General features: G+C 57.0%; 19 protein-coding genes. 8 read left to right on the top strand and 11 right to left on the bottom strand.

The window, feature by feature from the left end:
• Positions 1-15 precede the first annotated feature (15 nt).
• The 3 genes from panD to panB all read right to left on the bottom strand — a co-directional run bounded on the left by panD (position 16) and on the right by panB (position 2,202).
• Positions 16-396, bottom strand: coding sequence for an aspartate 1-decarboxylase (panD, locus tag GEAM_RS01595; protein WP_034787367.1), 381 nt, complete (start codon positions 394-396; stop codon positions 16-18).
• A 142-nt stretch (positions 397-538) separates the two neighbouring features.
• Positions 539-1,393 (bottom strand): pantoate--beta-alanine ligase, encoded by an 855-nt coding sequence (gene panC / locus GEAM_RS01600; RefSeq protein WP_034787369.1) that lies wholly within the window; start codon positions 1,391-1,393, stop codon positions 539-541.
• 14 nt (positions 1,394-1,407) lie between these two features.
• A complete protein-coding gene (gene panB, locus GEAM_RS01605) occupies positions 1,408-2,202 on the bottom strand; it encodes a 3-methyl-2-oxobutanoate hydroxymethyltransferase (RefSeq protein ID WP_034787371.1) in 795 nt (264 codons plus the stop codon).
• A 174-nt stretch (positions 2,203-2,376) separates the two neighbouring features.
• Between panB and qseB the strand changes: the two genes are divergently transcribed.
• A complete protein-coding gene (gene qseB / locus GEAM_RS01610) occupies positions 2,377-3,051 on the top strand; it encodes a quorum sensing response regulator transcription factor QseB (RefSeq protein WP_034787373.1) in 675 nt (224 codons plus the stop codon).
• A 2-nt stretch (positions 3,052-3,053) separates the two neighbouring features.
• On the top strand, positions 3,054-4,415 hold the full coding sequence (gene qseC / locus GEAM_RS01615) for a quorum sensing histidine kinase QseC (RefSeq protein WP_034787375.1): 1,362 nt from the start codon (positions 3,054-3,056) through the stop codon (positions 4,413-4,415).
• Between the two features lie 27 nt (positions 4,416-4,442).
• On the opposite strand, the gene folK is transcribed toward qseC, so the two are convergent.
• The 6 genes from folK to thpR form a co-directional block, all read right to left on the bottom strand.
• Complete coding sequence (gene folK / locus GEAM_RS01620; RefSeq protein WP_034787378.1) at positions 4,443-4,922, bottom strand: 2-amino-4-hydroxy-6-hydroxymethyldihydropteridine diphosphokinase; 480 nt, start codon at positions 4,920-4,922, stop codon at positions 4,443-4,445.
• Positions 4,919-6,241: a polynucleotide adenylyltransferase PcnB gene (gene pcnB, locus GEAM_RS01625; RefSeq protein WP_210435867.1), complete on the bottom strand. Its 1,323-nt coding sequence runs from the start codon at positions 6,239-6,241 to the stop codon at positions 4,919-4,921. The genes folK and pcnB overlap by 4 nt, the downstream gene beginning before the upstream one ends.
• A 511-nt stretch (positions 6,242-6,752) precedes the next feature.
• Positions 6,753-7,667 (bottom strand): tRNA glutamyl-Q(34) synthetase GluQRS, encoded by a 915-nt coding sequence (gluQRS, locus tag GEAM_RS01630; protein WP_034787380.1) that lies wholly within the window; start codon positions 7,665-7,667, stop codon positions 6,753-6,755.
• 76 nt (positions 7,668-7,743) lie between these two features.
• A complete protein-coding gene (gene dksA, locus GEAM_RS01635; RefSeq protein WP_034787382.1) occupies positions 7,744-8,199 on the bottom strand; it encodes an RNA polymerase-binding protein DksA in 456 nt (151 codons plus the stop codon).
• Between the two features lie 285 nt (positions 8,200-8,484).
• Positions 8,485-9,204, bottom strand: a complete 720-nt coding sequence (gene sfsA / locus GEAM_RS01640; RefSeq protein WP_034787385.1) for a DNA/RNA nuclease SfsA — start codon at positions 9,202-9,204, stop codon at positions 8,485-8,487.
• Between the two features lie 18 nt (positions 9,205-9,222).
• Entirely contained in the window at positions 9,223-9,768 is a 546-nt protein-coding gene (gene thpR / locus GEAM_RS01645) for an RNA 2',3'-cyclic phosphodiesterase (RefSeq protein WP_034787387.1), read from the bottom strand.
• A 78-nt stretch (positions 9,769-9,846) separates the two neighbouring features.
• Here thpR and hrpB point away from each other — a divergent pair, with 78 nt between their 5' ends.
• Positions 9,847-12,288 carry an ATP-dependent helicase HrpB gene (gene hrpB, locus GEAM_RS01650; RefSeq protein WP_244956675.1) on the top strand — a complete coding sequence of 814 codons (2,442 nt, stop codon included), beginning with the start codon at positions 9,847-9,849 and terminating at the stop codon, positions 12,286-12,288.
• A gap of 129 nt (positions 12,289-12,417) precedes the next feature.
• Positions 12,418-15,009: a bifunctional glycosyl transferase/transpeptidase gene (mrcB, locus tag GEAM_RS01655; protein ID WP_034787389.1), complete on the top strand. Its 2,592-nt coding sequence runs from the start codon at positions 12,418-12,420 to the stop codon at positions 15,007-15,009.
• A gap of 62 nt (positions 15,010-15,071) precedes the next feature.
• Here mrcB and GEAM_RS01660 read toward each other — a convergent pair whose 3' ends face one another.
• Positions 15,072-16,610 carry a peptide MFS transporter gene (locus GEAM_RS01660; protein WP_034787391.1) on the bottom strand — a complete coding sequence of 513 codons (1,539 nt, stop codon included), beginning with the start codon at positions 16,608-16,610 and terminating at the stop codon, positions 15,072-15,074.
• A gap of 550 nt (positions 16,611-17,160) precedes the next feature.
• Here GEAM_RS01660 and fhuA point away from each other — a divergent pair.
• The 4 genes from fhuA (at position 17,161) to fhuB (ending at position 23,196) form a co-directional block, all read left to right on the top strand.
• Complete coding sequence (gene fhuA / locus GEAM_RS01665; protein WP_034787393.1) at positions 17,161-19,371, top strand: ferrichrome porin FhuA; 2,211 nt, start codon at positions 17,161-17,163, stop codon at positions 19,369-19,371.
• A 108-nt stretch (positions 19,372-19,479) separates the two neighbouring features.
• Complete coding sequence (gene fhuC / locus GEAM_RS01670) at positions 19,480-20,307, top strand: Fe3+-hydroxamate ABC transporter ATP-binding protein FhuC (protein ID WP_034787605.1); 828 nt, start codon at positions 19,480-19,482, stop codon at positions 20,305-20,307.
• Position 20,308: 1 nt separating this feature from the next.
• Positions 20,309-21,211 (top strand): Fe(3+)-hydroxamate ABC transporter substrate-binding protein FhuD, encoded by a 903-nt coding sequence (gene fhuD / locus GEAM_RS01675; RefSeq protein WP_034787395.1) that lies wholly within the window; start codon positions 20,309-20,311, stop codon positions 21,209-21,211.
• Entirely contained in the window at positions 21,208-23,196 is a 1,989-nt protein-coding gene (gene fhuB / locus GEAM_RS01680; RefSeq protein ID WP_034787398.1) for a Fe(3+)-hydroxamate ABC transporter permease FhuB, read from the top strand. Before fhuD ends, fhuB begins: the two co-directional genes overlap by 4 nt.
• Positions 23,197-23,258: 62 nt before the next feature.
• On the opposite strand, the gene hemL is transcribed toward fhuB, so the two are convergent.
• Positions 23,259-24,539, bottom strand: coding sequence for a glutamate-1-semialdehyde 2,1-aminomutase (hemL, locus tag GEAM_RS01685; RefSeq protein WP_034787400.1), 1,281 nt, complete (start codon positions 24,537-24,539; stop codon positions 23,259-23,261).
• Between the last annotated feature and the right edge of the window lie 41 nt (positions 24,540-24,580).

The raw sequence follows: 24,580 nt of genomic DNA on the forward strand, positions 1-24,580 counted from the left end.
ATGCCTGAATCAAGGTTACGCCACTTGAACAGGTACCGCTTTGGCGATGCGTTTCATTTGGTTTTCACCTTCGAAATAGGCGACTTTCGGCTGGTGCTTGCGGGCTTCGGCGTCTGACATCTGCACGTAAGAACAGATGATCAGCAGGTCGCCGACGCTGGCGCGGTGCGCTGCTGCACCATTCACCGAAATGATCCGCGAGCCGCGCTCGGCGGCGATAGCGTAGGTAGAGAAACGCTGACCGTTATCAACGTTATAAATGTCGATGGCTTCGTATTCCAGAATGCCTGACGCGTCGAGGAAGTCTTGATCGATGGCGCAGGAGCCTTCGTAATGCAAATCTGCCTGAGTCACGCGAACCCGATGCAGTTTGCCTTGGAGCATAGTACGTACCATTTAGGTGACCCTTCATTTACCCTTTGCCTTTCACGCCGTGGCGTCGCTGCGACCGCGTGAAAGCTGGGGGTAACAAATTGATGAAATACTAAAAATCCGATACCCAGATCGACCACATCTTTGCCGATTTGTTACCCGTTGTCTACTGCGTCAAATCAACCTGCTGATTATCAATCAGTCGCGCTTTACCCAGCCACGCCGCCATCAAAATCACCGCTGAGGTGCTATCTACATTCAGCTCTTGCAGGGTCTTGGCGTCGCGAATAAACAGCTCGTCAGGCGTGAAGCCTGCGTCGCGAAGCTGCTGCGCGGTCTCTTCCAGCATCTCTTCCACGTGGCGCTCGCCTTGGCTCAGGCGCTCTGCCAGCTTGTTCATGATTTTCGCCAGCTGAGGCGCGGTTTTACGCTCGTCGTTAGTAAGATAACCATTGCGCGAACTCAGTGCCAAACCGTCTTTGGCGCGCACGGTCGGCACACCGATAATCTCGATGTCATAACCCATGTCTTCCACCAGCGTGCGGATCAGCGCCAGCTGCTGGAAGTCTTTTTGGCCGAAGCAGGCGACGTCAGGCTGCACCAGATTGAACAGCTTGCTGACGATGGTCGACACGCCGCGGAAATGCCCCGGACGGCTCGCGCCTTCCAAAATAGTGGAGATAACCGGCACGTCGACCTGCGTCTGGGTAGCCAAGCCTTTTGGATAGATATCCGCTGGCGACGGCGCGAAAACCAAGTCCACGCCGCGTTTGTTCAGCTTCTCGCAGTCTTCCTGCAAGGTGCGCGGGTAGCGCTCCAAATCGTCAGGGCGCTCGAACTGCATTGGGTTAACAAAGATACTTACCACCACCACGTCGCCACGGGCTTTGGCTTCTTCCACCAAGGTCATGTGACCTTCGTGCAGGTTACCCATGGTGGGAACCAGTGCGATACGTTTGTTGTTCTGGCGGTAAAAACGAATTTCACGGCGCAGCAGCGGCACATTTTCAATAATCAGCACGTCGATAACCCTTCTTATTTAAAACTGTGTTCTTCGCCCGGATAGACACCCTGAGCAACTTGTTCAACATACAGGCGCACCGCGCCGCGAATGTCGCCAGCCTCGGTGAGGAAGTCTTTAGCGAACTTCGGCGTGTGGCCGCCGGTGATGCCAAAGGCGTCGTGCATCACCAGAATCTGGCCGTCCGTCACGTTGCCCGCGCCGATGCCAATCACCGGAATGGAAAGCTCTTCGGTCACGCGCTTCGCCAGATCCACCGGCACGCACTCCAGCACCAGCAACTGTGCTCCGGCTTCTTCGAGCGCCAGCGCATCTTTCACCAGCTGGTTAGCCGCCACTTCGTCACGGCCTTGAACTTTATAGCCGCCGAACACGTTGACCGACTGCGGTGTTAACCCCAGATGACCACAAACCGGCACCGCGCGCTCGGTGAGCATTTTTACGGTGTCACACAGCCAGCTTCCGCCTTCTAACTTCACCATATTGGCTCCGGCGCGCATCAGCACGGCCGCGCTGGCGAAAGTCTGCTCTGGGGTGGCATAGCTCATAAAAGGCAGGTCAGACAGCAGCAGCGCCTTGGGAGCACCGCGACGCACGCAGCGCGTGTGATAGGCAATCTCTTCCACGGTAACCGGCAGGGTGGAGTCATGGCCTTGCACCACCATGCCGAGGGAGTCACCAATCAGCATCACGGGGATACCCTGCTCGGCGAACAGCTGCGCGAAGCTGGCATCGTAGGCGGTAATGGTCGCAAACTTATGCTTCTCTTGCTTCCACTGGCGTAACTGGCTGAGGGTTGTAGCTTTCATGAGATCTTCCTGTGAATAATTCATTCGGTGAATATCTTGCTGACATTCTACTGTATGACCGAATAAGCAGGTAGTGAAGTTCCTGCTCAGGGCACGGAACATCTTAAGAACCGCTTAAGATGGTTGACGTATAATCAAACAGTGGAGATTTCAGGCAAACATTAAGGAAGAGCGATGCGCATTTTACTGATTGAAGACGACAGCATGATTGGCGACGGCATCAAGGCCGGGCTGGGCAAGCTGGGGTTTACGCTGGACTGGTTTACCGACGGTGAAATGGGCAGAGCCGCGCTCGACAGCGCGCCTTATGACGCAGTGATCCTAGATTTAAGCCTGCCGGGCATCGACGGCATGCAGCTGCTGCGCGAGTGGCGGCGCGACGGTAAAGACACGCCGGTGCTGATCCTCACCGCGCGCGACGCCTTAGAGCAGCGGGTGAGTGGCCTTCAGGCCGGAGCCGATGACTACCTGTGCAAACCTTTCGCGCTGGTGGAGGTCGCAGCGCGGCTTCAGGCACTGATCCGCCGTCGCCACGGGCACATAACCCCGACCATCACCCACGGCAACTTACACTTCAACCCCGCCGCCCGCAGCGCGACGCTAAATGGCGAAGCCGTGGTGCTGACTCAGCGCGAAATCAGCGTCATGGAGCTGTTTCTCAACAACAAAGGCCGAGTGCTGCCTCGCCCGCTGATTCAAGAAAAGCTCTACAGCTGGGACGACGAGGTCAGCAGTAACGCGGTGGAAGTACATATTCACCACTTACGGAAGAAACTCGGCAACGGCTTTATCCGCACCGTACACGGCGTGGGTTACACCTTGGGCGATGCCACGGAGGAGAGCCAGTGAGAATGCGGCTTGCGCGTCTTAGTTTGCGGCTGCGGCTGATTTTACTGTTTGGCATTCTGGCGCTGGTGACTTGGCTGGTCGCCTCGGTTTTTGCTTGGCAGCAGACCCGTCACAACATCAATGAAGTCTTTGATACTCAACAGATCCTGTTTGCCAAACGGCTGGCAGGGGCGGGGTTGGCGGAGATGATGGCGGTGGAGCACGACGAGCGCCTGCCGGAAACCAAGAAAATCCTGCATAAAGGCAATCGCGGCCATACCGACGATGACGCGCTGACCTTCGCCATTTTTGATCGTCAGGGCAAGATGCTGCTCAACGACGGCGAGAACGGCAAGCATATTCGCTTCGACGGCAGCACGCAGGGGTTCGTCGACGGCCAGCTCACAGGCGACGATGACGAGTGGCGGCTGCTGTGGCTGACCACCGCCGACGGGAAATTCCGTGTAGTGGTCGGGCAAGAATATGATTATCGCAACGATCTGGCGTGGACTCTGGTCAGCGGGCAGCTGATGCCGTGGCTGGCGAGCCTGCCCATCTTGCTGCTGGCGATGATCCTGCTGATCACCCGCGAGCTAAGACCGCTGCGCCGGGTGGCGGACGATCTTCATCGTCGTGCGCCGGACGACACCGCGCCACTCTCCACTCAGCAGGTTCCTTCTGAAGTTTTACCGCTGGTGACTTCTCTTAACTCGCTGTTTGGCCGCACCGGTGAGCTGCTGGTGCGCGAGCGCCGCTTCACCTCAGATGCCGCCCATGAGCTGCGCAGCCCGCTGGCCGCGCTGCGCGTTCAAACCGAAGTGGTGCAGCTTTCCGGCAATGACGCCAGCGCGCGCGAACATGCGCTGGAAAACCTCACTACCAGCATAGATCGCGCCACGCGGCTGGTGGATCAACTTCTGACGTTGTCGCGGCTGGAGTCCTTCGACGGGCTGGAGGAGCTTGAGCCCATTAGCTGGAGCAGGCTGCTGATGCAGATGATTGGCGAGCAGGACGCCGCCGCCCACGCGCGCGGCATTGCGCTGCGCTTTGAGCCGCAGGGCGAACCTCCGGTGATTCAGGGCCAGCCGCTGCTGCTGTCGCTGATGCTGCGCAACCTGATTGATAACGCGGTGCGCTACTCTCCGCGCGGGTCGACCGTGACGGTGTGGCTGGATAAGCAGGGGATTCGGGTTGAGGATCAGGGGCCGGGCATTGATGATGCACATCTGGCAAGGCTAGGGGAGAGGTTCTATCGGCCGCCGGGTCAGCAGCAGACGGGCAGCGGGCTGGGTGTGTCGATTGTGCAGCGTATCGCCCAGTTGCACGGCTTGCAGGTGAGTTATCGCAATCGCCAGCAGGGTGGCCTAGAAGTCGCTATTAGATGAACAACGGCCAGAGGGACTGGCCGCGAATTACCAGCGTTCCAGTCCGTTCAGCGGGACGTGGGTCAGAACGGTTTGCAGAGATTCGCCGTCAGGGAAAACCAGCTCTGGCGCGATTTCTGCCAGCGGATAGAGCATAAACTCACGGTTTTTCATGTCGTAATGCGGCACGGTCAGACGCTCAGTGTTAATCACCCGATCGCCATACAGCAGCATGTCTAAATCCAGCGTGCGCGGCCCCCAACGTTCCAGCTTGCGCACTCGTCCCTGATTCTGCTCAATGGCCTGAGTGCAGTCGAGCAGCTCTTCCGGCGGCAGTTCGGTATCCAGTGCCACCACGGCATTGAGGAAATCAGGCTGATTTTGCGGACCGAGAGGCTTGCTGCGATAGAACGCCGAGCAGACCACCAGCTTGGTGCGGGGCATGTGCGCCAGAGCTTCCAGCGCACAGTTAACCTGGTCTACAGGCTTGGCAAGATTACTGCCGAGCGCAATGTAGACCCGAATCATTGCGCGTTATCCTTGCGCGGAGCCCGTTTGCGCGGACGACGCGGACGGCTTCTGCGCGGTGCGGCGTCATCACCCAGCGTACCCAGCATGTTTTTCTGCGAGGCTGGTGTGGCTTCCTGGAACTCACCCCACCATTCGGTCAGGCTTTGCAGTTCGCGATGCTGCTCGACTTCGGCGCGCAGCGCCAGCAGGTCGAAAGCGGCGCGGAACTTCGGATGCTCCATCAGCTTGTGAGCACGTTTACCCTGACGGCGAGACAGACGCAGTTGCAGCGCCCAGATATCACGCACCAGCGTAGTAATACGTTTTGGAATCGCCAAGGTACGGCACTGCTCGTCGAGCACGTCGTTCATCGCCAGCGAGAAGGCGTCGTAATAGGTCAATCCGCCTTCTTGCGCCAGCTTCTGCGCGTGCTCAATCACCGGATACCACAGCATCGCGGCGAACAGGAACGCAGGGTTAACGCGCTGATCGTTTTGCAGACGGAAGTCGGTGTTTTTCAGCACCTGAACCAGAATGCGCTCCATAGGGCTGTCGCCGTCTTCAGTGAACTGGCGAGCAATTAGTGGGAACAGCGGCTGGAACAGGTGATATTCACGCAGTTTCAGGTAGGTCTGGTAGCCGTTGCCCGCTTGCAGCAGTTTTAAAGACTCTTCGAACAGGCGCGCCGGAGGAATTTCCTGCAACAGCGTCGCCAGACGAGGGATCGGCTGCGCGGTCTCCGGGCTGATTTTCATGTCCAGCTTGGCGGCGAAACGCACGGCGCGCAGCATACGCACCGGGTCTTCGCGGTAGCGCGTCTCTGGGTCACCAATCAGGCGGATAATGCCGTTTTCAAGGTCACGCAGGCCACCGGTGTAATCACGCACGGTGAAGTCGGCCACGCCGTAATACAGGCTGTTGATGGTGAAGTCGCGGCGCTGGGCGTCATCTTCGATGGTGCCGAAGATGTTGTCGCGCAGCAGCATGCCGTTGACGGCCTGCTGGGAAGAGTTTTTGTCTTCGACTTCTTCTTGCTGCTCGTGGTGACCACGGAAGGTGGCGACCTCGATGATTTCCGGCCCAAACATCACGTGCGCCAGACGGAAGCGGCGTCCCACCAGACGGCAGTTGCGGAACAGTTTGCGCACCTGTTCAGGCGTGGCGTTGGTGGTGATGTCAAAGTCTTTCGGTTTCTTTTCCAGCAATAAATCGCGCACGCCGCCGCCAACCAGATAGGCTTCGTAACCGGATTTATTTAAGCGATACAGCACTTTAAGGGCGTTTTCGCTGATATCACGACGAGAAATGTTGTGCTCATCGCGTGGAATAATGGTCATGGCGCGCGTTTCGCCTTCGTAATCAAAGGAGACGCGGGCTCTTTTGGCCGGCTCTTCGGTCACGTAGCGTTCAACAAATGGGCGATCGCCGCGTGGCGCGTCGCTGGCTGAACGGCGATTGTCTTGGTTTTCGTTCTGACGAGGGGCAGAGCGGGATGGCTGTCTCGCGCCTTGCGCAGAGTTATTGCCGCGTCGATCGCCACGATTGCCGTAGTCATCCCGGCGATTACGGTTATCGCGATTGCCGCTGCGTTCGCGGCGTGGGGATGACGGCGTTCTTGGGTTGCCGTCGGCAACGGAAGCAGAGTCCACGGAGGTTGTGTCGCGGCGGTCTTTATCTTCACGAAGAGGGGCTGGTTCAGGCACCGTGTTTTCTTCACGGATGACTTTGTCTTCACGAACTAGCACCTTACGGCAAAAATTGGCTACTCGGGTAAAAATGGGACACCTCGATAGTGACTGATAAAAATGACGCGACGCAAAAACAGCGGCTAATCATAGCTCACACTGGCTACTTTGAGAATGCCGAAGTCAAATCTGACGGCGCTTTCGCATGCTGACGCGGCATCATCGCAGGGGACCAATGTTCAATCGCCCAGCGTAATAATAAATCCAATGTTAAATCCTGCCAGTTTTCCGGCAAGGTTTGACCTAAAAATTGTAACGCTTTCAACAACACGGGGCGCGGGTCACCTTGCGGCAGGCCCGGCGCGTGATTTTGTTTGGACAGCTTATCGCCACTCTCATTGACCGCCAGCGGCAAATGCAAATATCCCGGCTGCGGGTAGCCAAGATGCTGATAAAGCGAAATCTGCCGCACCGTTGGCTCAATTAAGTCGGCCCCGCGCACCACGTGATTCACTCCCTGATAGTGATCGTCGACCACCACGGCGAGGTTGTAGGCGAACAGCCCGTCGCGGCGGCGGATAATAAAATCCTCCTCGGCGAGGCTCTGGCTGGCGTGCAACTGGCCCTGAAAATCATCGTCGAAGGCGTAAACCGGGCGCGTCTGACGCAGGCGAATCGCCGCATTCTCAGGCCCAAGGCCCAAATGCTGACAGTGGCCGTCGTAGGTGCCGCCGAGCTGGCTGATTCGCTGGCGGGTGCAGGTGCAGTAATAGCTCAGGCCATTGTTGCGCAGGGTGTCTAAGGCGGCGCGGTAGGCGTCATGGCGTTTCGACTGCCAAACCACTTCGCCGTCCCAGTGCAGGCCAAAACGTTCAAGGGTGGCAAGAATGCTGTCGGCGGAACCGGCGATTTCACGCGGCGGGTCGAGGTCGTCAATGCGCACCAGCCACTGGCCCTGCGCGGCACGGGCGTGCAAATAGCTGCCGAGGGCGGCAATCAACGAACCAAAGTGGAGTTCACCAGAAGGTGAGGGAGCAAAGCGGCCGATGTAGGGTGACGCGGCGTGAGTATCTGACATAAGAAGTTTGAAACGAAAGAGGGTGCTGCGTTGTTAAGGGAACGCGGTGCGAAATGCACCGCGTGGGACCCGAGACTTAACCAGCCATCTGCTTTTCGCGGATTTCAGCCAATGTCTTACAGTCAATGCACAAATCAGCGGTAGGACGTGCTTCGAGACGGCGAATACCAATCTCAACGCCACAGGAATCGCAATATCCGAAATCCTCGTCTTCCACTTTTTTCAGCGTTTTTTCAATTTTTTTGATCAGCTTACGTTCACGGTCGCGGTTACGCAGTTCAAGGCTGAATTCTTCTTCCTGAGCGGCACGGTCCACCGGGTCTGGGAAGTTTGCAGCTTCGTCCTGCATGTGCGAAACGGTACGGTCAACTTCATCCCTGAGCTGATTGCGCCACGCTTCAAGGATCTTCTTGAAGTGGGTCAGCTGAGCGACGTTCATGTACTCTTCGCCTGGCTTCTCTTGGTATGGCTCTACCCCAGCGATGGCGAGAATGCTCAAGGACGATGTCTTACGGGTTTGCCCTTCTTGCATGATGCTTCTCCTACATAAAACGCACTATACTCTTCATCCTTTAAGCTACTGCTGCGTTGTCCGCCTTGCTGTAATTCAACGATGTTGAGTATTTCGATCCCCAAAAGGGGGAAAAAATCAGGCCGCTATAAATACCAGAAGGCAACGAGGTAAGCAATTAATCATCGCAGGGTCTTGACAGACCTGTGAGGAAAAGCGTATTCGCGACTCCTTAATCCTTCAAAAATTGAACAATTTAGAGTCTCTGCCCCACGTTGTAGCCGCCGATGGCTTTAATAACAGGGGTTATCCGACAAACTGGCGGGTAGCCAGAGGTAAACGTTCTGTGAGGCGGATACCCTCGGCAGAAAGTTTTGCACCGTAACACATCACTTCGACACCGTTTTTCTGTACCTGCGTCAACAATGCTGCATAACGCGGATCAATATGGTGTGCCGGAGAGACGCTTTCAATGCCTGAATGCAATACAGCGAAAAATAAAATTGCTCGCTGTCCCTGTTCTGCCATCGCTTGAAGCTCGCGTAAATGCTTCTGACCTCGCAGGGTCACTGCGTCGGGGAAGAAGCCGCATCCTTGTTGCAACAAGGTGACAGATTTCACTTCAATATAGCAGTCAGAACCGTTATCCGCCTGTAACATAAAATCAATGCGGCTGTTTTCGGCGCCGTATTTAACTTCGCTAGAAATCTTACTGTAAGCAGATAATTCTGGAATGCTGCCCAAATCTAGCGCTTCCCGCACCAACTGGTTAGCCCGCAGGGTGTTGACGCAAATCCAGTGACCTTGCTGCGTCTGTGTCAGCTCCCAACTGTGGGCATATTTGCGTTTCGGGTTATCCGAGGTGGAATACCAGACGGTATCGCCCGGCGTGGCGCAGCCGGTCATCGCGCCGGTATTGGCACAGTGCAGGGTTAGTTCTTGGCCTTCTGGCGTAACCACGTCAGCCAGAAAACGTTTGTAACGTTTGATAAGGGTTGCGGGTTGAAGTGGCGGGTCGAAGTGCATGACATTTCCTGATTGAAATTAGTCGTTGGGCGCGGCGGGCGAGAGCGGCCAGCTTTGCAACAGAGAGTACCGGGTACGGCCACTCTCATAAATTGACTGGTAGAGGCCAAACTCGGTGGCGTCCAGCGTCCAGTTGGGCGTCGCGGGCGGAATAGCGACCGGGCGAGTGGCGGCGCGGAACAGCGAGATATGCGGATGAAACGGCAACGCGCTTTGGTAGCAGCCATTACGCGCCGCGTGGGAGCGCAGCACCTCGGCCAGTTGCAGCAGCGCGCGGGGAGCACGGCGGGTGCCGAGCCACACCACGCCCGCGCCCGGCCAGTGGCCTGCGTCATCGATTTGCACGCTGAACGCTTTGGCATCGATTCGCCCGGCGACGCCGCGCAAAGCTGCCTCTTTCTGTTCGCTCACTTCGCCTAAAAACGCCAGAGTGATATGCAAATTGGCCGCCGTCAGTGGGCGTCCGGTCTCGGCCGGGAAGTTGTCAGCACGCCATTTAATCACCTGTTTTTGTAATTTCGGTGGCAGTGATAAGGCAAAAAATAGACGGCGTTGAGCGGACATTGCAGGTTCCCTTAAGGCAGAAGCAGGCCCAGATGCTACAATGCTGGCGCTTTAAATCAAATCATATGGGGCTTTTCATTGTCATCTTCTTTGCCGGTCAGTGCCGTACTTGAACCTTTATTAGTCGCGCTAAAAAGCGCGCCGCAGGTATTGCTGCTGGCCCCGACGGGGGCGGGTAAATCGACCTGGCTGCCGCTACAGCTGCTGCAACAGGCCAACCTGCCCGGTAAAATTCTGCTGCTCGAGCCGCGTCGGCTGGCGGCCAAGAATGTGGCTTATCGACTGGCCCAGCAGCTGGGTGAAACGCCGGGGCAGACCGTCGGCTATCGCATGCGCGCAGAAAGCAAAACCAGCGCCGCGACACGCCTTGAAGTGGTCACCGAGGGGATCCTGACCCGCATGGTGCAGGCCGACCCCGAGCTGAGCGGCGTCTCACTGGTTATCCTCGACGAATTCCACGAGCGCAGCCTGCAAGCCGATTTGGCGCTGGCGCTGCTGCTCGACCTGCAAAACGCCCTGCGCGATGACCTCAAGCTGCTGATTATGTCAGCCACCCTCGACAATCTGCGACTCACCCCGCTGCTGCCCGACGCGCCGGTGATTGTCTCCGAGGGGCGCAGCTTCCCGGTGGACCGAAACTATATTTCTCTCGCCAGCCACGAACGTCTGGATGAAGGCGTGGCGCGGATTGTCAGCCGCCTGATGAGTGAAAACAGCGGCTCGATGCTGCTGTTCCTGCCCGGCGTGGCGGAAATCACGCGGGTGCAGAACCTGCTGAGCGGCAAGGTGTCTGAAGATGTCGACCTCTGCCCGCTGTATGGCGCGCTGACGCTGGAGCAGCAGCAAAAGGCGATTCAGCCTGCGCCAGCGGGCCGCCGCAAAATCGTTCTCGCGACCAATATTGCTGAAACCAGTCTGACGATTGAAGGTATTCGGCTGGTGGTGGACAGCGGGCTGGAACGCAGCGCGCAGTTTGACCCGCGCTCCGGCCTGACCCGTCTGGTGACGCAGCGTATTAGCCAAGCCTCGATGACCCAGCGCGCGGGCCGCGCCGGGCGTCTCGAGCCGGGGCTGTGCTGGCACCTGTTCGCCAAAGAGCAGGCCGAGCGCGCCAGTGCGCAGGGCGAGGCGGAAATTCTGCAAAGCGACCTGAGCAGTTTCTGGCTCGAACTTTTGCAGTGGGGCTGCCAGCAGCCTGACCAACTCTCTTGGCTTGATGCGCCGCCCGCACCCGCGCTGGCGGCGGCCAAAACCTTGCTGCATTCTCTTGGCGCGACCGACAAGCAGGGCAAACTCACGCCTACGGGGCAGCGCATGGCCAAGCTCGGCTGCGAGCCGCGCCTTGCCGCGATGCTGATTGCCGCCGACGCTCAGGGCGCTGATGCCTTAGCGACGGCGTCGCTGTTGGCCGCCATGCTGGAAGAGCCTCCGCGCGGCGGCATGCCGGATATCGATTATTGGCTCAGTCGCCCACAGGGCAACTGGCAGCGCCGGGCCGGTCAGCTGGCTCAGCGAGTGTCTGCCAAAAAAGGTCAGGTAGACGCGGTGCTGGCTCCGTGGCTGCTGGCCGCCGCCTTCAGTGATCGCATTGCCCAGCGCCGGGGAGCCGATGGCCGCTATCTATTGGCCAACGGCCTTGGCGCTTCTCTTCCGCAGGATGATGCACTTACCCGCGCCGCGTGGCTGGTGGCTCCGCAGCTTTTGCAGGGCAATAACAGCCCAGATGCGCGAATTTTGCTGGCGGTGACGCTGGATGCCAACCAGTTGGCCGAGCGCCTGCCGCAGATTGTCAAAGAGCAGACCGCGGTCGAGTGGGATGAAGAGAAGGGCACCCTGCGCGCGTGGCGGCGCTGGCAGGTGGGGCGGCTGGTGCTGAAAGCCAACCCGCAGGCCAAGCCGGATGACGCCGATTTACAACAGGCGCTGATTGACTGGGTTCGTCAGCAAGGTTTGGCGTCGCTCAATTGGTCGGTGGCCGCCGAGCAGCTGCGCCTGCGCCTGACTTGTGCCGCCAAATGGATGCCGGAAGCCGACTGGCCCGCGATGGATGATCAAAGCCTGCTCGACGGCCTCGAGCAGTGGCTGTCGCCGTCGCTCAACGGCGTGCGCTCGCTCAAAATGCTGCAACAGGTAGATTTGCATGACGCGCTGCTGCGGCTGCTGGATTGGCATCAGCGCCAGCGATTAGATAACGCGCTGCCGACCCATTACACCGTTCCTACTGGCAGCCGTTTGCCAATCCGCTATTATGCTGACCAGCCGCCTGTTTTATCGGTGCGGATGCAGGAAATGTTTGGCGAACAGCGCAGCCCGATGCTGGCCGAAGGCCGCGTCGCCGTGGTGCTGGAGCTGCTTTCGCCCGCCCAGCGCCCGTTGCAGATCACTGCCGACTTGGCGGCATTCTGGCAAGGGACGTATCGCGAAGTACAAAAAGAGATGAAAGGTCGCTACCCTAAGCACCCTTGGCCGGATAATCCGGCAATTGAGATGCCCACGCGACGCACCAAAAAATATCAATGATCAGAAAATCCATGTCGATTGACGCGAAATTACCTGATTTTTTTCAGAGATTTCTTCTGGTCATAGCCACAACCGAGGCAGAGAGTAGGCCGCAATTTATGAACACAGCAGTTTTTATGGAGAGTTGTCATGTCTGGCGATGATCGCGAGCCGATTGGCCGTAAAGGCAAACCCGCAGGACGTAAGCCATCGCGCTCACGTCCGGTACGTCGCCGTAGGGATGACGATTATGAAGAATTCGATGATGACTATGAAGAAGACCGCGAAACGGATGACGACTATGACGATGAAGAAGACACCCGTCGGGAGTCGCGCATGAGCCGTAAAGCCGCGCCGCGCAAAGCGGCCAAGTCAGGGAAAGGTGGCAAGCCGCGCAGCAGAAAGCGCTGGTGGTTCTGGCTGCTGTTTAAGCTATTTATCATCTTCGCCATCCTGATGGGGATTTACGGTTTCTATCTCAATACTGAGATCCGTGGCCGTATCGATGGCAAAGTCTGGCAGCTGCCAGCGGCGGTGTATGGTCGTCAGGTGAACCTTGAGCCGGACATGCCGTACAGCAAAAAAGAGATGATTAACCTGCTGGAAGGCACGCAATACCGCCAAGTGACGCGCATTACCCGTCCGGGCGAGTTTACCGTGGCTGCCAACAGCATTGACTTGCTGCGCCGTCCGTTTGATTTCCCTGATGGTAAAGAGGGCCAGATCAACGCGCGCCTGATGTTCGAAGATAACCATCTTTCGGAGATTAAGAACCTCGACAACAACCGCGACTTCGGGCTGTTCCGCCTCGATCCGCGGTTGATCACTATGCTGCAATCCCCGAACGGCGAACAGCGCCTGTTCGTGCCGCGCTCCGGTTTCCCGGACCTGCTGGTGGATACGCTGCTGGCGACCGAGGACCGTCACTTCTATGAGCACGACGGCATTAACTTCTGGGCGATTGGGCGTGCGGTGGTGGCGAACTTAACTGCCGGACACGCGGTGCAGGGCGGCAGTACGCTGACTCAACAGTTGGTGAAAAACCTGTTCCTGACCAACGAACGCTCGCTGAGCCGTAAAGCGCGCGAAGCCTACATGGCGATTCTGGTCGACGCCAACTACAGCAAAGATCGCATTCTCGAGCTGTACCTGAACGAAGTCTATCTCGGCCAGAGCGGCTCGGATCAGATCCGCGGCTTCCCGCTGGCGAGCCTCTATTACTTTGGCCGTCCGGTGGACGAACTGAGTCTGGATCAGCAGGCGCTGTTAGTCGGCATGGTGAAAGGTGCCTCGCTGTACAACCCGTGGCGTAACCCGAAACTGGCCCTTGAGCGCCGCAACTTAGTGCTGCGTTTGCTGGTTAATCAGAAGGTTATCGACCAAGAGCTGTATGACATGCTCAGCGCGCGTCCTCTGGGCGTTCAGCCGAAGGGCGGGGTGATTTCTCCTCAGCCAGCCTTTATGCAGATGGTCCGTCAGGAGTTGCAGGCCAAGCTTGGCGACAAAGTGCAGGATATGTCCGGGGTGAAAATCTTCACCACCCTCGACCCGATTTCTCAGGATTCCGCCGAGAAAGCCGTGGAAGAAGGCATTCCTTTACTGCGTAAGAAGAGCGGGCTGAACGACATTGAAACCGCGATGGTGATTGTTGACCGTTACACCGGCGAAGTGCGCGCCATGGTCGGCGGCGCTGAAACCCAGTTCGCGGGCTTCAACCGTGCCATGCAGGCGCGTCGTCAGGTCGGCTCTCTGGCTAAACCTGCGACCTATCTGACTGCCTTGTCGCAGCCGGACAAATACCGCTTGAATACCGTATTGGCTGACCAGCCGCTGACCCTGAAACTGGCCAATGGGCAGACATGGTCGCCGAAGAACGATGACCATCAGTTCCGTGGACAGGTGTTGCTGGTAGACGCGCTGGCGCGCTCAATGAACGTGCCAACGGTTAACCTTGGTATGGCTGTCGGTCTGGATAACATCACCAAGCAGCTGATTAACTTGGGTATTCCGAAAGAGTCTCTCAACCAGTTACCGTCAATGCTGCTGGGTGCCATTGCTCTGACGCCGATGGAAGTCGCGCAGGAGTACCAGACCATTGCCAGCGGCGGCAACAAAGCACCACTGTCCGCCGTGCGTTCGGTGATTGCTGAAGATGGCACCGTGCTCTATCAGAGCTTCCCACAGGCGGTTCGCGTGATCCCAGCTCAGGCTTCTTACCTGACCATGTACGCGATGCAGCAGGTGGTTTCAGAGGGGACTTCACGCGCCTTGGCGAACAAGTTCCCGAACCTGCATCTGGCGGCGAAAACCGGTACCTCCAACGAACTGCGTGACAGCTGGTTCGCGGGTATCGACGGTAATCAGGTGGCGATCACCTGGGTTGGCCGCGACAACAACGGCCCGTCTAAGCTTTGGGGTTCTACCGGTGCGCTGGTGCTCTATAGCCGCTATCTGGATAACGAAACGCCACAGCCGCTGACCTTGCAGGTGCCGGAAGGTATCACCACCATGAATATCGACGGCAGTGGAAACTTCGTCTGTAACAGCGGTGGCCTGACCGGCGGCGTTGCGCGCAGTATCCCGGTATGGACCGATTCCCCTGACAAACTCTGTCAGGCGTCGCAAGCTGCGATTCAGCAGCAGCAAGAACAGCAGCAACAGCAACAACAGCAGCAATCTCAACAAGAAGATGGCAAAGGCGTTGCAGGCTGGATTAAGGATATGTTCGGCTCAAGTCCGTAGGATGAGAGGCTGAAATAAAAAGGGCGCGACTCAGTTCGCGCCCTTTTTTTATTGGGAGGGGATTAGCTATTTTCAGCCGGTTTCTGCTGGTTTTCCATCATGCGACGGATAGGGACAATCAGCAGGATCAGCACCGCGGCACAAATCAGCAGCGCGATGGAGCAGCGCGCGAACAGGTTTGGCAGCATTTCCAGTTGGTCAGCTTTCACGTGACCACCAATCAGGCCCGCTGCCAGATTGCCCAGCGCACTGGCGCAGAACCACAGGCCCATCATCTGGCCGCGCATTCTCTCCGGTGCCAGCAGGGTCATGGTCGCCAGCCCGATTGGGCTAAGGCACAGCTCACCCAGCGTCAGCATCAAGATACTGCCTACCAGCCACATCGGGGAAACACCCGCGCCGCCGTTACTCAGGACGTTTTGCGCCGCCAACATCATCAGACCGAAGCCCGCCGCAGCAAACAGAATACCGATTACAAACTTGGTGATGCTGCTCAGGTGGATCTTTTTACGCGCCAGCGCAGGCCAAGCCCAGCTGAAAATCGGTGCCAACAAGATAATGAACAGGGCGTTGATCGACTGGAACCACACCGCAGGGATCTCGAAATCACCAATCATTCGCTGGGTATAGTCATTGGCGAACAGGTTGAACGAGGTCGGTTTCTGCTCGAAGGCGGACCAGAAGAAGGCTGCCGACACCAACAGAATAAAGCAGACCAGCAGGCGCGCGCGCTCTTTGCGGCTCAAACCGGCAAACACGAACAGATAGATGAAGTACAGGGTGACCGAAGCGGCAATCACGTAAACCAGCATGCTGGCGACGGCCAACGGGTTAATAACGATAATGCCTTGAGCGATGAGGGTGACAATCACCGCCACGCCGACCGCCAACGCCAGCAACCAAGCGCCAACGCCATTCTTCTTAGCAACCGGCGTGTTCCAGGTGGAGTCCAGACCGACTTCTTTGTCATAGCGCTTCATCGAAGGCACGGCAAAGGCGCGGAAGATAACCAGCGCTACCAACATCCCGATACCACCGATGCCGAAGCCCCAGTGCCAGCCGTGGTCGCGAACCAGCCAGCCTGAGATCAGCGGAGCGATAAACGACCCCATGTTGATACCCATATAGAACAGTGAGAAACCACCGTCGCGGCGGGTGTCACCCTTCTTATATAGAGTACCGACCATCACCGAGATACAGGTTTTGAACAGCCCCGAGCCCAGCACGATAAACATCAGGCCGATGAAAAACAGGTTGTCGCCCATCACTGCCGACAGGGCGATAGAAAGGTGGCCCAAGGCAATCAGAATCGAGCCATACCACACGGCTTTTTGCTGACCCAGCCAGTTATCTGCCAACCAACCGCCGGGTAAAGCGGCCAAATACATGCTGCCCGCGAAGATGCCGACAATCGCCGAGGCATTCTCACGCGCCAGTCCCATACCGCCGTCGAACACGGCGGCAGACATAAACAGAATTAATAATGGGCGAATGCCATAGAACGAGAAACGCTCCCACATTTCAGTAAAGAACAAGGATCGAAGTGGGTAAGGATGGCCGAGGAACGTCCGGCTTTCTTGTTTGTTAACAGAGGATTGCATAATGTATTGCCTATTTGGTTCGCCGCATTAAATGCCGCTTTTATTGTCGATGTATGTGTATCTTCAGCCTCGGCAATTTCCCTATTAGCCTTAATTATTCCAGTGCGGATTTAACTCAATTGAGTCTGCTAAAACGCAGCGTCACGCGGGGGAAGGGCCGTACTGTATTTTGTTTTTACAGGATGCTCAACGTTGTTTTATTGCTCTCTTCAGTCCTTTTAACCATTTCTATGTCCTGAAGTCGCGATTAACCACGCCTTAATCACTCAAAAACGATGCTTTCAGCGGTTTGAAATATACCAATACATTCAGCAGGTAATTTTTACCGTTGGGTAACATTAAAAATATTTATTCTTCAAAGCCTTCACATGCTATTTCGAACGTTTTTGCATCGCATTTACCCTTATTTTACATAGGGCTATTTTCTATTCGTTCACACTTTGTCCGGTCTTAATGCGCTTGCAGAAGGACATCGGTTGCGCATATCATCCGACGTTCATAATAATAATTATCGTTTACATTCCCATTCAACATCTCCAGAGAACAGCAAATGGCACATCAGCGCACACTTTCATTGACTGCATCTAAAGGGTCTTTTCAGCGTGGAACTTTGGCGTTAACTATCGCCGCCGCATTGGGAACGACAGCGTTTCAAGCCACCGCGGCTGAGACCAGCACCACCCCGGCGAAAAGCGATACTATCGTGGTTACCGGCAACGCCGCGGCTAACGTAGCACCGGAATCAGCCTGGGGACCGTCGCCAACCATCGCGGCCAAGCACAGCGCCACCGGCACCAAAACCGACACGCCGATTGTTAAAACCCCGCAGTCAATTTCAGTTGTGACGCGCGAAGAGATGGATACTCACCAGCCAGCTTCCGTAAAAGAAGCCTTGGGCTACACGCCGGGTATTACTGTCTCAACTCGCGGTGCATCAAATACTTACGACGCAGTGAAAATTCGTGGTTTCGGTTCGGTGAACCAGAATAACTATCTGGATGGGCTGAAATTGCAGGGCGACTTCTACAACGAAGTGCTCATCGACCCTTACATGCTGGAACGCGTTGAGTTGATGCGTGGGCCGACTTCCGTTCTTTACGGGAAAAGCAGTCCGGGCGGCATAATTTCAATGGTCAGCAAGCGTCCTACCACTGAGCCACTGAAAGAAGTTCAGTTCAAAATGGGTAATGATAATCTGTATCAGACCGGTTTTGACTTTAGCGACGCAATTGACGATGCCGGTGTTTATTCCTATCGCCTGACGGGTATCGCGCGTTCTAACGATGCTCAACAAGAGATGTCGAAAGAGAAACGTTACGCCATTGCGCCTTCTTTCTCTTGGCGTCCTGACGATAAAACCAACTTCACTTTCCTCGCCAATTTGCAGGACACTCCAGAGACGGGCTACTACGGTTGGTTGCCGAAGGAAGGCACGGTCCAGCCTTTACCAAATGGCTCCCACCTGCCAACGAGCTTTAACGAAGGCGCTCCAAACAACACCTATTCTCTCTCTCACAAATTAGTGGGTTACAGCTTCGAACACGCCTTTGACGACACCTTTACCGTGCGTCAGAACTTGCGCTATGTCGAATCCAAGACATCGCAGAAAAGCGTCTACGGTGTAGGTTTGGATACCAGTCCTACCGCCCCTAATGACCACACGCTGAACCGCAGCACGGTGGTTGATAACGAAAAACTTCACACCTTTGCAGTTGATACCCAATTGCAGAGCAAGTTCGCCACGTCTTCTGTCGATCACACCCTGTTAACTGGTATTGATTTCCAGCAGATGCGTAATGACGTTAACGCGACCTTTGGTACTGCGACGCAGCTAGATTTGTATAACCCTGTCTATCAAGATTTCGATTTTGGCGACGCGGCACCTTATCAGCAGAACAAGCAAAAGCAGACCGGCCTCTATGCTCAGGATCAAGCAGAGTGGAACAACTTTGTTCTGACGCTCGGTGGTCGCTACGACTGGGTTGAGCAATCAACGAAAGCTTATCAAGCCAATAACTACACTAGCCGTGACGACAGCCAATTCACATGGCGCGGTGGTTTGAACTACCTGTTTGATAATGGCATCAGCCCTTACTTCAGCTATAGCGAATCTTTCGAACCGACTGCAGGTGCAGATTTCAGCGGCAATACCTTCGCTCCTTCCAAAGGACGCCAGTACGAAGCTGGTGTGAAGTATGTTCCAAATGATATGCCGGTGGTGGTGACTGGCGCGCTTTATCAACTGACCAAAACCAACAACCTGATGTCTGATCCGGCTCACGTGTTCTCCTCCATTCAGGGCGGTGAAATTCGTTCACGTGGTGTAGAGCTTGAAGCTAAAGCCGCAGTCAATGCCAACATCAACATGACCGCGTCTTATACTTACACTGATGCGCAATACACCACGGATACTACGCTGAAAGGGAATACGCCAGAGCAGGTGCCAAAACACATGGCTTCACTGTGGGGTGATTACACATTCCATGAAACGGCTCTCAGTGGTTTAACACTCGGAACCGGTGGGCGTTTGTTGGGTTCAAGCTATGGTGATCCAGCGAATACCTTCAAAGTCGGTAGCGCAGTGGTGATGGATGCTGTTGTGAAATATGATTTGGGTCGTTTTGGTATGAACGGTTCTAACATTGCTTTAAACGTGAATAACCTGTTTGACCGTGAATATGTAGCGAGCTGTTTTGCAACCTATGGTTGCTTCTATGGTGCAGAGCGTCAGGTCGTTGCCACAGCAACATTCCGCTTCTGATAGCCTGACGTAATAACGGAAAGTGGGCACGGAACCTCGTGCCCTTTTCCGTTTCTTGTTTCTTCGAATCTGACGTAAAGAGCTGCTAACTGAATGTCTGAAAATATTATGCCAAACAACGCCGTGAATCGTTCCGCCGCGCAAACTGACTCTCATGCTAATGACAGTACGTTCAGCCTGAAAGAGGTGAGTTTCACCGTTCCCGGACGCACGCTGCTTGCGCCGCTGTCGCTGACTTTCCCGAAGGGAAAAGTGTGCGGGTTAATTGGTCATAATGGCTCGGGCAAATCCACCTTGCTGAAAATGCTGGGTCGCCATCAGTCGGCTTCTGCCGGGCAAATTCAGTTAAATGACACCCCGCTGGAGCAGTGGGATAGCAAAGCCTTTGCACGTCAGGTTGCCTATTTACCGCAACAACTGCCCGCTGCCGAAGGCATGACGGTGCAAGAGCTGGTGGCGATTGGTCGTTACCCGTGGCACGGCGCGCTGGGGCGTTTCAAACATCAAGATCGTGAGAAAGTCGAAGAGGCTATTTCACTGGTTGGCCTGAAGCCTTTCGCCCATCGCTTGGTGGATAGCCTGTCCGGCGGCGAACGCCAGCGCGCGTGGTTAGCCATGATGGTGGCGCAGGATAGCCGCTGCCTGCTGCTCGATGAACCCACTTCTGCACTGGATATCGCCCATCAGGTTGACGTGCTGGCCTTGATCCATCGCCTCAGCCAAGAGAAAGGGCTGACGGTGATTGCCGTCTTGCACGATTTGAACATGGCGGCGCGCTACTGCGATTATCTGATGGCGCTGCGCGGCGGCGAATTAATTGCCCAAGGCACGCCGGAAGAGATGATGCGCGGCGACGTGCTTGAGCAAGTTTATGGTATCCCGATGGGCATCCTCCCGCACCCAGCCGGTGGCGCACCGGTAAGCTTTGTATATTGATATGTCTGAGATTTTCCCTGCACCTGACTTAAATCGCCGCCGCCTGCTACAGGCGCTGGCGCTCTCTCCGCTGCTGGCGGCTATTCCTTCTTTTGCCGCCACGCGCCCTGATTTGAGCAAAATTATTGCCCTAGAATGGTTACCAGCCGAGCTGCTGATGGCCCTCGGCGTGACGCCAATGGGCGTGGCGGATATCCGCAATTACAACCTGTGGGTGGATGAGCCAAAGCTGCCCGCTCAGGTGATTGATGTCGGCCAGCGCATGGAGCCGAACATGGAGCTGATGCAGCAGCTAAAACCCTCGCTGCTGCTGGTGTCCCAAGGCTATGGCCCGAATGCCAAACAGCTGGCGCCGATAGCGCCGGTGCTGGGTTTGACGGCCAACGACGGCAGCCCGAATCCGCTCCAGCAGGCGATTCGCTCCCTGAATAAGCTGGCGAATTACCTCGACTTACAGGACCGCGCAGCCCAACACCTGAAGATTTATCACGACTTGCTGGACACCACCCGCACTCAGGTGCAGCCCTTCGCGCAAAAGCCCATCCTGCTGTTCTCCTTCCTCGACACGCGCCACGTTTTGGTTTTCGGCAAGGGCAGCCTGTTTCAGGAGATCATGCTCGACTTAGGCCTGACCAACGCATGGCAGGGCGAAAGCAGCTTCTGGGGCAGTGTGAGTGTTGGCATTGAGCGTCTGGCGGCGGTTAAAAACGCCCATGCCATCTGCTTCGGGCACGGCGACGCCGACGTCTACGAGCAGGTTTCCCGCACGCCGCTGTGGCAATCCATGCCCTTTGTGCGCGAAAAGCAGCTGAGCATGGTGCCTGCCGTCTGGTTCTACGGCGCGACCTTCAGCGCCATGCGTTTTTGCCGCATTCTGACCGCTACGCTAGGGAAAGCATCATGAATCGTCGCTCTCTCAGCGTAACGCTAAGCTTACTTATCCTGCTGACGCTGGTCAGTGCGGCCCTCAGCTTCTACAACCTGCGCCAGCAACTGCCGTTCGACCAGTGGCATCAGGCGCTGTGGCAGCCGAGCATCGATAACGTCAATCAGATGATGTTCCATTACAGCACGCTGCCGCGCGTGGCGGTGGCGCTGCTGGCCGGTGCGTCCTTGGGGCTGGTCGGGCTGTTATTCCAACAGGTACTGCGCAATCCGCTGGCCGAACCCGCCACCCTTGGGGTCTCGGCGGGGGCGCAGCTTGGCCTGACAGTATCCATTTTGTGGGCCCTGCCGGGCGGCGAGCTGACACAGCAATTTGCCGCGATGATTGGCGCGATTGTCATTGGGCTGCTGGTGTTTGGCATTGCGTGGGGTAAACGCATGTCGCCGGTGACGCTGATCCTCGCCGGATTGGTGCTCGGCCTGTACTGCGGTGCGATAAATGGCCTGTTCGGGCTGTTCAATTACCAGCGGCTGCAAAGCTTATATATGTGGAATACCGGCTCGCTCAACCAGCAAGACTGGAGCGTGGCGAGCTTCCTGCTGCCCCGGCTGATCATTGTCTGGGTGCTGGCGTTTGTGTTGCAGCGCCCAATGACCCTGCTCGGGCTGGATGACGGCATTGCCAAGAATTTGGGGCTGGGGCTGAACGTCGCGCGCCTCAGCGTGCTGGCGCTGGCGATTTTGATGAGTGCGCAGATTGTTAACGCCGTCGGCATTGTCGGCTTTATCGGTCTGTTCGCGCCGCTATTGGCGAAGATGCTCGGGGCGCGCCGCCTGACTTCACGGCTGATCCTCGCGCCACTGATTGGTGCTCTGCTGCTGTGGCTGACCGACCAAATCATGCAATACCTGACTCAGGTGTGGATGGAAATCCCTACTGGCGCAGCCACCGCGCTGGTCGGCGCGCCGCTGCTGCTCTGGCTGCTACCGCGCCTGCGCAACAGCATGTCGCCGCCGCCGATGGATCAGGGCGACCACGTCCCAGAAGAGCGCCACCACTTAGTGCGCTGGGTTGGGCTGGCGCTGTTACTGCTGGTGGTGGGCGTTGCCGTCGCGCTGATGGCCGGGCGCGATGCTCATAGTTGGAACTGGTCCACCGGTGCGCAGCTTGATGCGCTGCTGCCTTGGCGCACACCGCGCGTGGTGGCCGCACTGTCTGCCGGGCTGATGCTGGCATCGGCCGGTGTGCTGATTCAGAAGCTGACCGGCAATGCCATGGCGAGCCCTGAAGTGCTGGGGATAAGCTCTGGCGCGGCCTTCGGCGTGGTGCTGATGCTGTTTCTGGTTCCCGGCGACGCCTTTGTCTGGCTACTGCCGGCGGGGAGCGCGGGCGCGGCCATTACCCTGCTGGTGATTCTGGTTTCATCCGGGCTGAAAAGCTTCTCCGCCGAACGCATGCTGCTGACCGGTATCGCGCTCAGCACGGCCTTTAGCACCCTAATGGCGCTACTGCTGGCCAGCGGCGACCCGCGCATGGGCGGCCTGCTGACGTGGATCTCCGGCTCGACTTACTCGGTGACCATGGCACAGGCGTGGCGCACGGCGGCCATTGCTGCTGTATTGCTGGTGTTGGTACCATTCTGTCGCCGCTGGGTGAGCATTTTGCCGCTGGGCAGCGTCACGGCTAAATCGGTGGGCATGGCGCTGACGCCTTCTCGCTCGGCGATTCTGCTGCTGGCTGCGGTAATGACCGCCGCCGCGACGCTGACCGTCGGGCCGCTGAGCTTTATCGGCCTGATGGCACCGCATATGGCGCGGATGCTGGGCTTCCGCCGCGCAATCCCTCAGTGGATGGTCGCCAGTATTTTGGGTGGACTGCTGATGGTGTTTGCCGACTGGTGCGGGCGAATGATCATCTTCCCAGACCAAATTCCGGCCGGGCTGTTGGCGACCTTTATCGGCGCGCCGTACTTTATCTATTTGCTGAGGAAGCAGGGCAGGTAAAGCTCAACTCAGAAATACAAAAAGGGGCCAACTGGCCCCTTTTTTAATGCTTTTGGTAACAATCAAAGTTTAGCGAAGCAGCGACGCGCCGCGTCGATGGTGCGCTGAATGTCTTCTTGGGTATGAGCCAGAGACATAAAGCCTGCTTCGAAAGCAGAAGGGGCCAGATAAACACCTTCCTCCAGCATCAGGTGGAAGAACTTCTTGAAGCGCTCGACGTTGCACTTCATCACGTCCTGATAGCTGGTGACGGTTTCTGCGTCGGTGAAGAACAGGCCGAACATGCCGCCAACGTGGTTCACCACGAACGGAATATTCTCTTTCTGCGCGGCATCGACCAGACCTTCGGCCAGACGGGTAGTCAGCTCGGTCAGGGTCTGATGCACGCCCGGCTGGGAAACCTGCGTCAGGCAGGCGATACCGGCGGCCATGGCAATCGGGTTACCGGACAGCGTACCGGCCTGATAAACCGGGCCAGTTGGCGCCAGCGCGTCCATCACTTCACGGCGTCCACCGAATGCGCCGACCGGCATGCCGCCGCCGATGATTTTGCCCAGACAGGTCAGGTCCGGCATCACGTTGTAATGCTCCTGAGCACCACCCAGCGCGACGCGGAAACCAGTCATCACTTCATCGATAATCAGCAGAGCGCCAAACTCGTCGCACAGCGCGCGCAGGCCCGGCAGGAATTCTGGCAGCGGCGGCACGCAGTTCATGTTACCGGCCACTGGCTCGACGATGATACAGGCCACGTCGTCAGGGTATTGCTCGAACACCGCGCGGACGGAGTCCAGATCGTTATAGGTACAGGTCAGGGTATGCTTGGCGAAATCAGCCGGAACGCCCGGCGAGTTCGGCTGCCCCAGCGTCAGTGCGCCAGACCCGGCTTTCACCAGCAGGCAGTCAGCATGGCCGTGATAACAGCCTTCGAATTTGATGATTTTGTCGCGATGGGTGAAGCCACGGGCCAGACGAATGGCGCTCATGGTGGCTTCAGTGCCGGAGTTCACCATGCGCACCATGTCCATGCTTGGCACCAAATCGGTGACCAGCTCGGCCATTTTGACTTCCATCTCGGTTGGCGCGCCAAAGCTCAAACCGCGCTGCGCCGCTTCAATCACGGCATTGCGGATCTCGGCGTTGTTGTGGCCGAGCACCATTGGGCCCCATGAGCCGACGTAGTCGATGTACGCCTTGCCATCGGCATCAAACAGGAAAGCGCCATCAGCACGCTCAATGAATAACGGGACGCCGCCCACGCCGGAGAACGCGCGAACCGGTGAGTTTACGCCACCTGGGATTAGCGCCTGCGCCTGCGAAAACAGGCTTTCTGACTTACTCATATACGGCTCCTGGATTGTGCTGCTTTTTTAGAAAAGGGAAA

The sequence above is a fragment of the Ewingella americana ATCC 33852 genome (assembly GCF_000735345.1).
GTDB classification, from domain to species: Bacteria; Pseudomonadota; Gammaproteobacteria; order Enterobacterales; family Enterobacteriaceae; genus Ewingella; species Ewingella americana.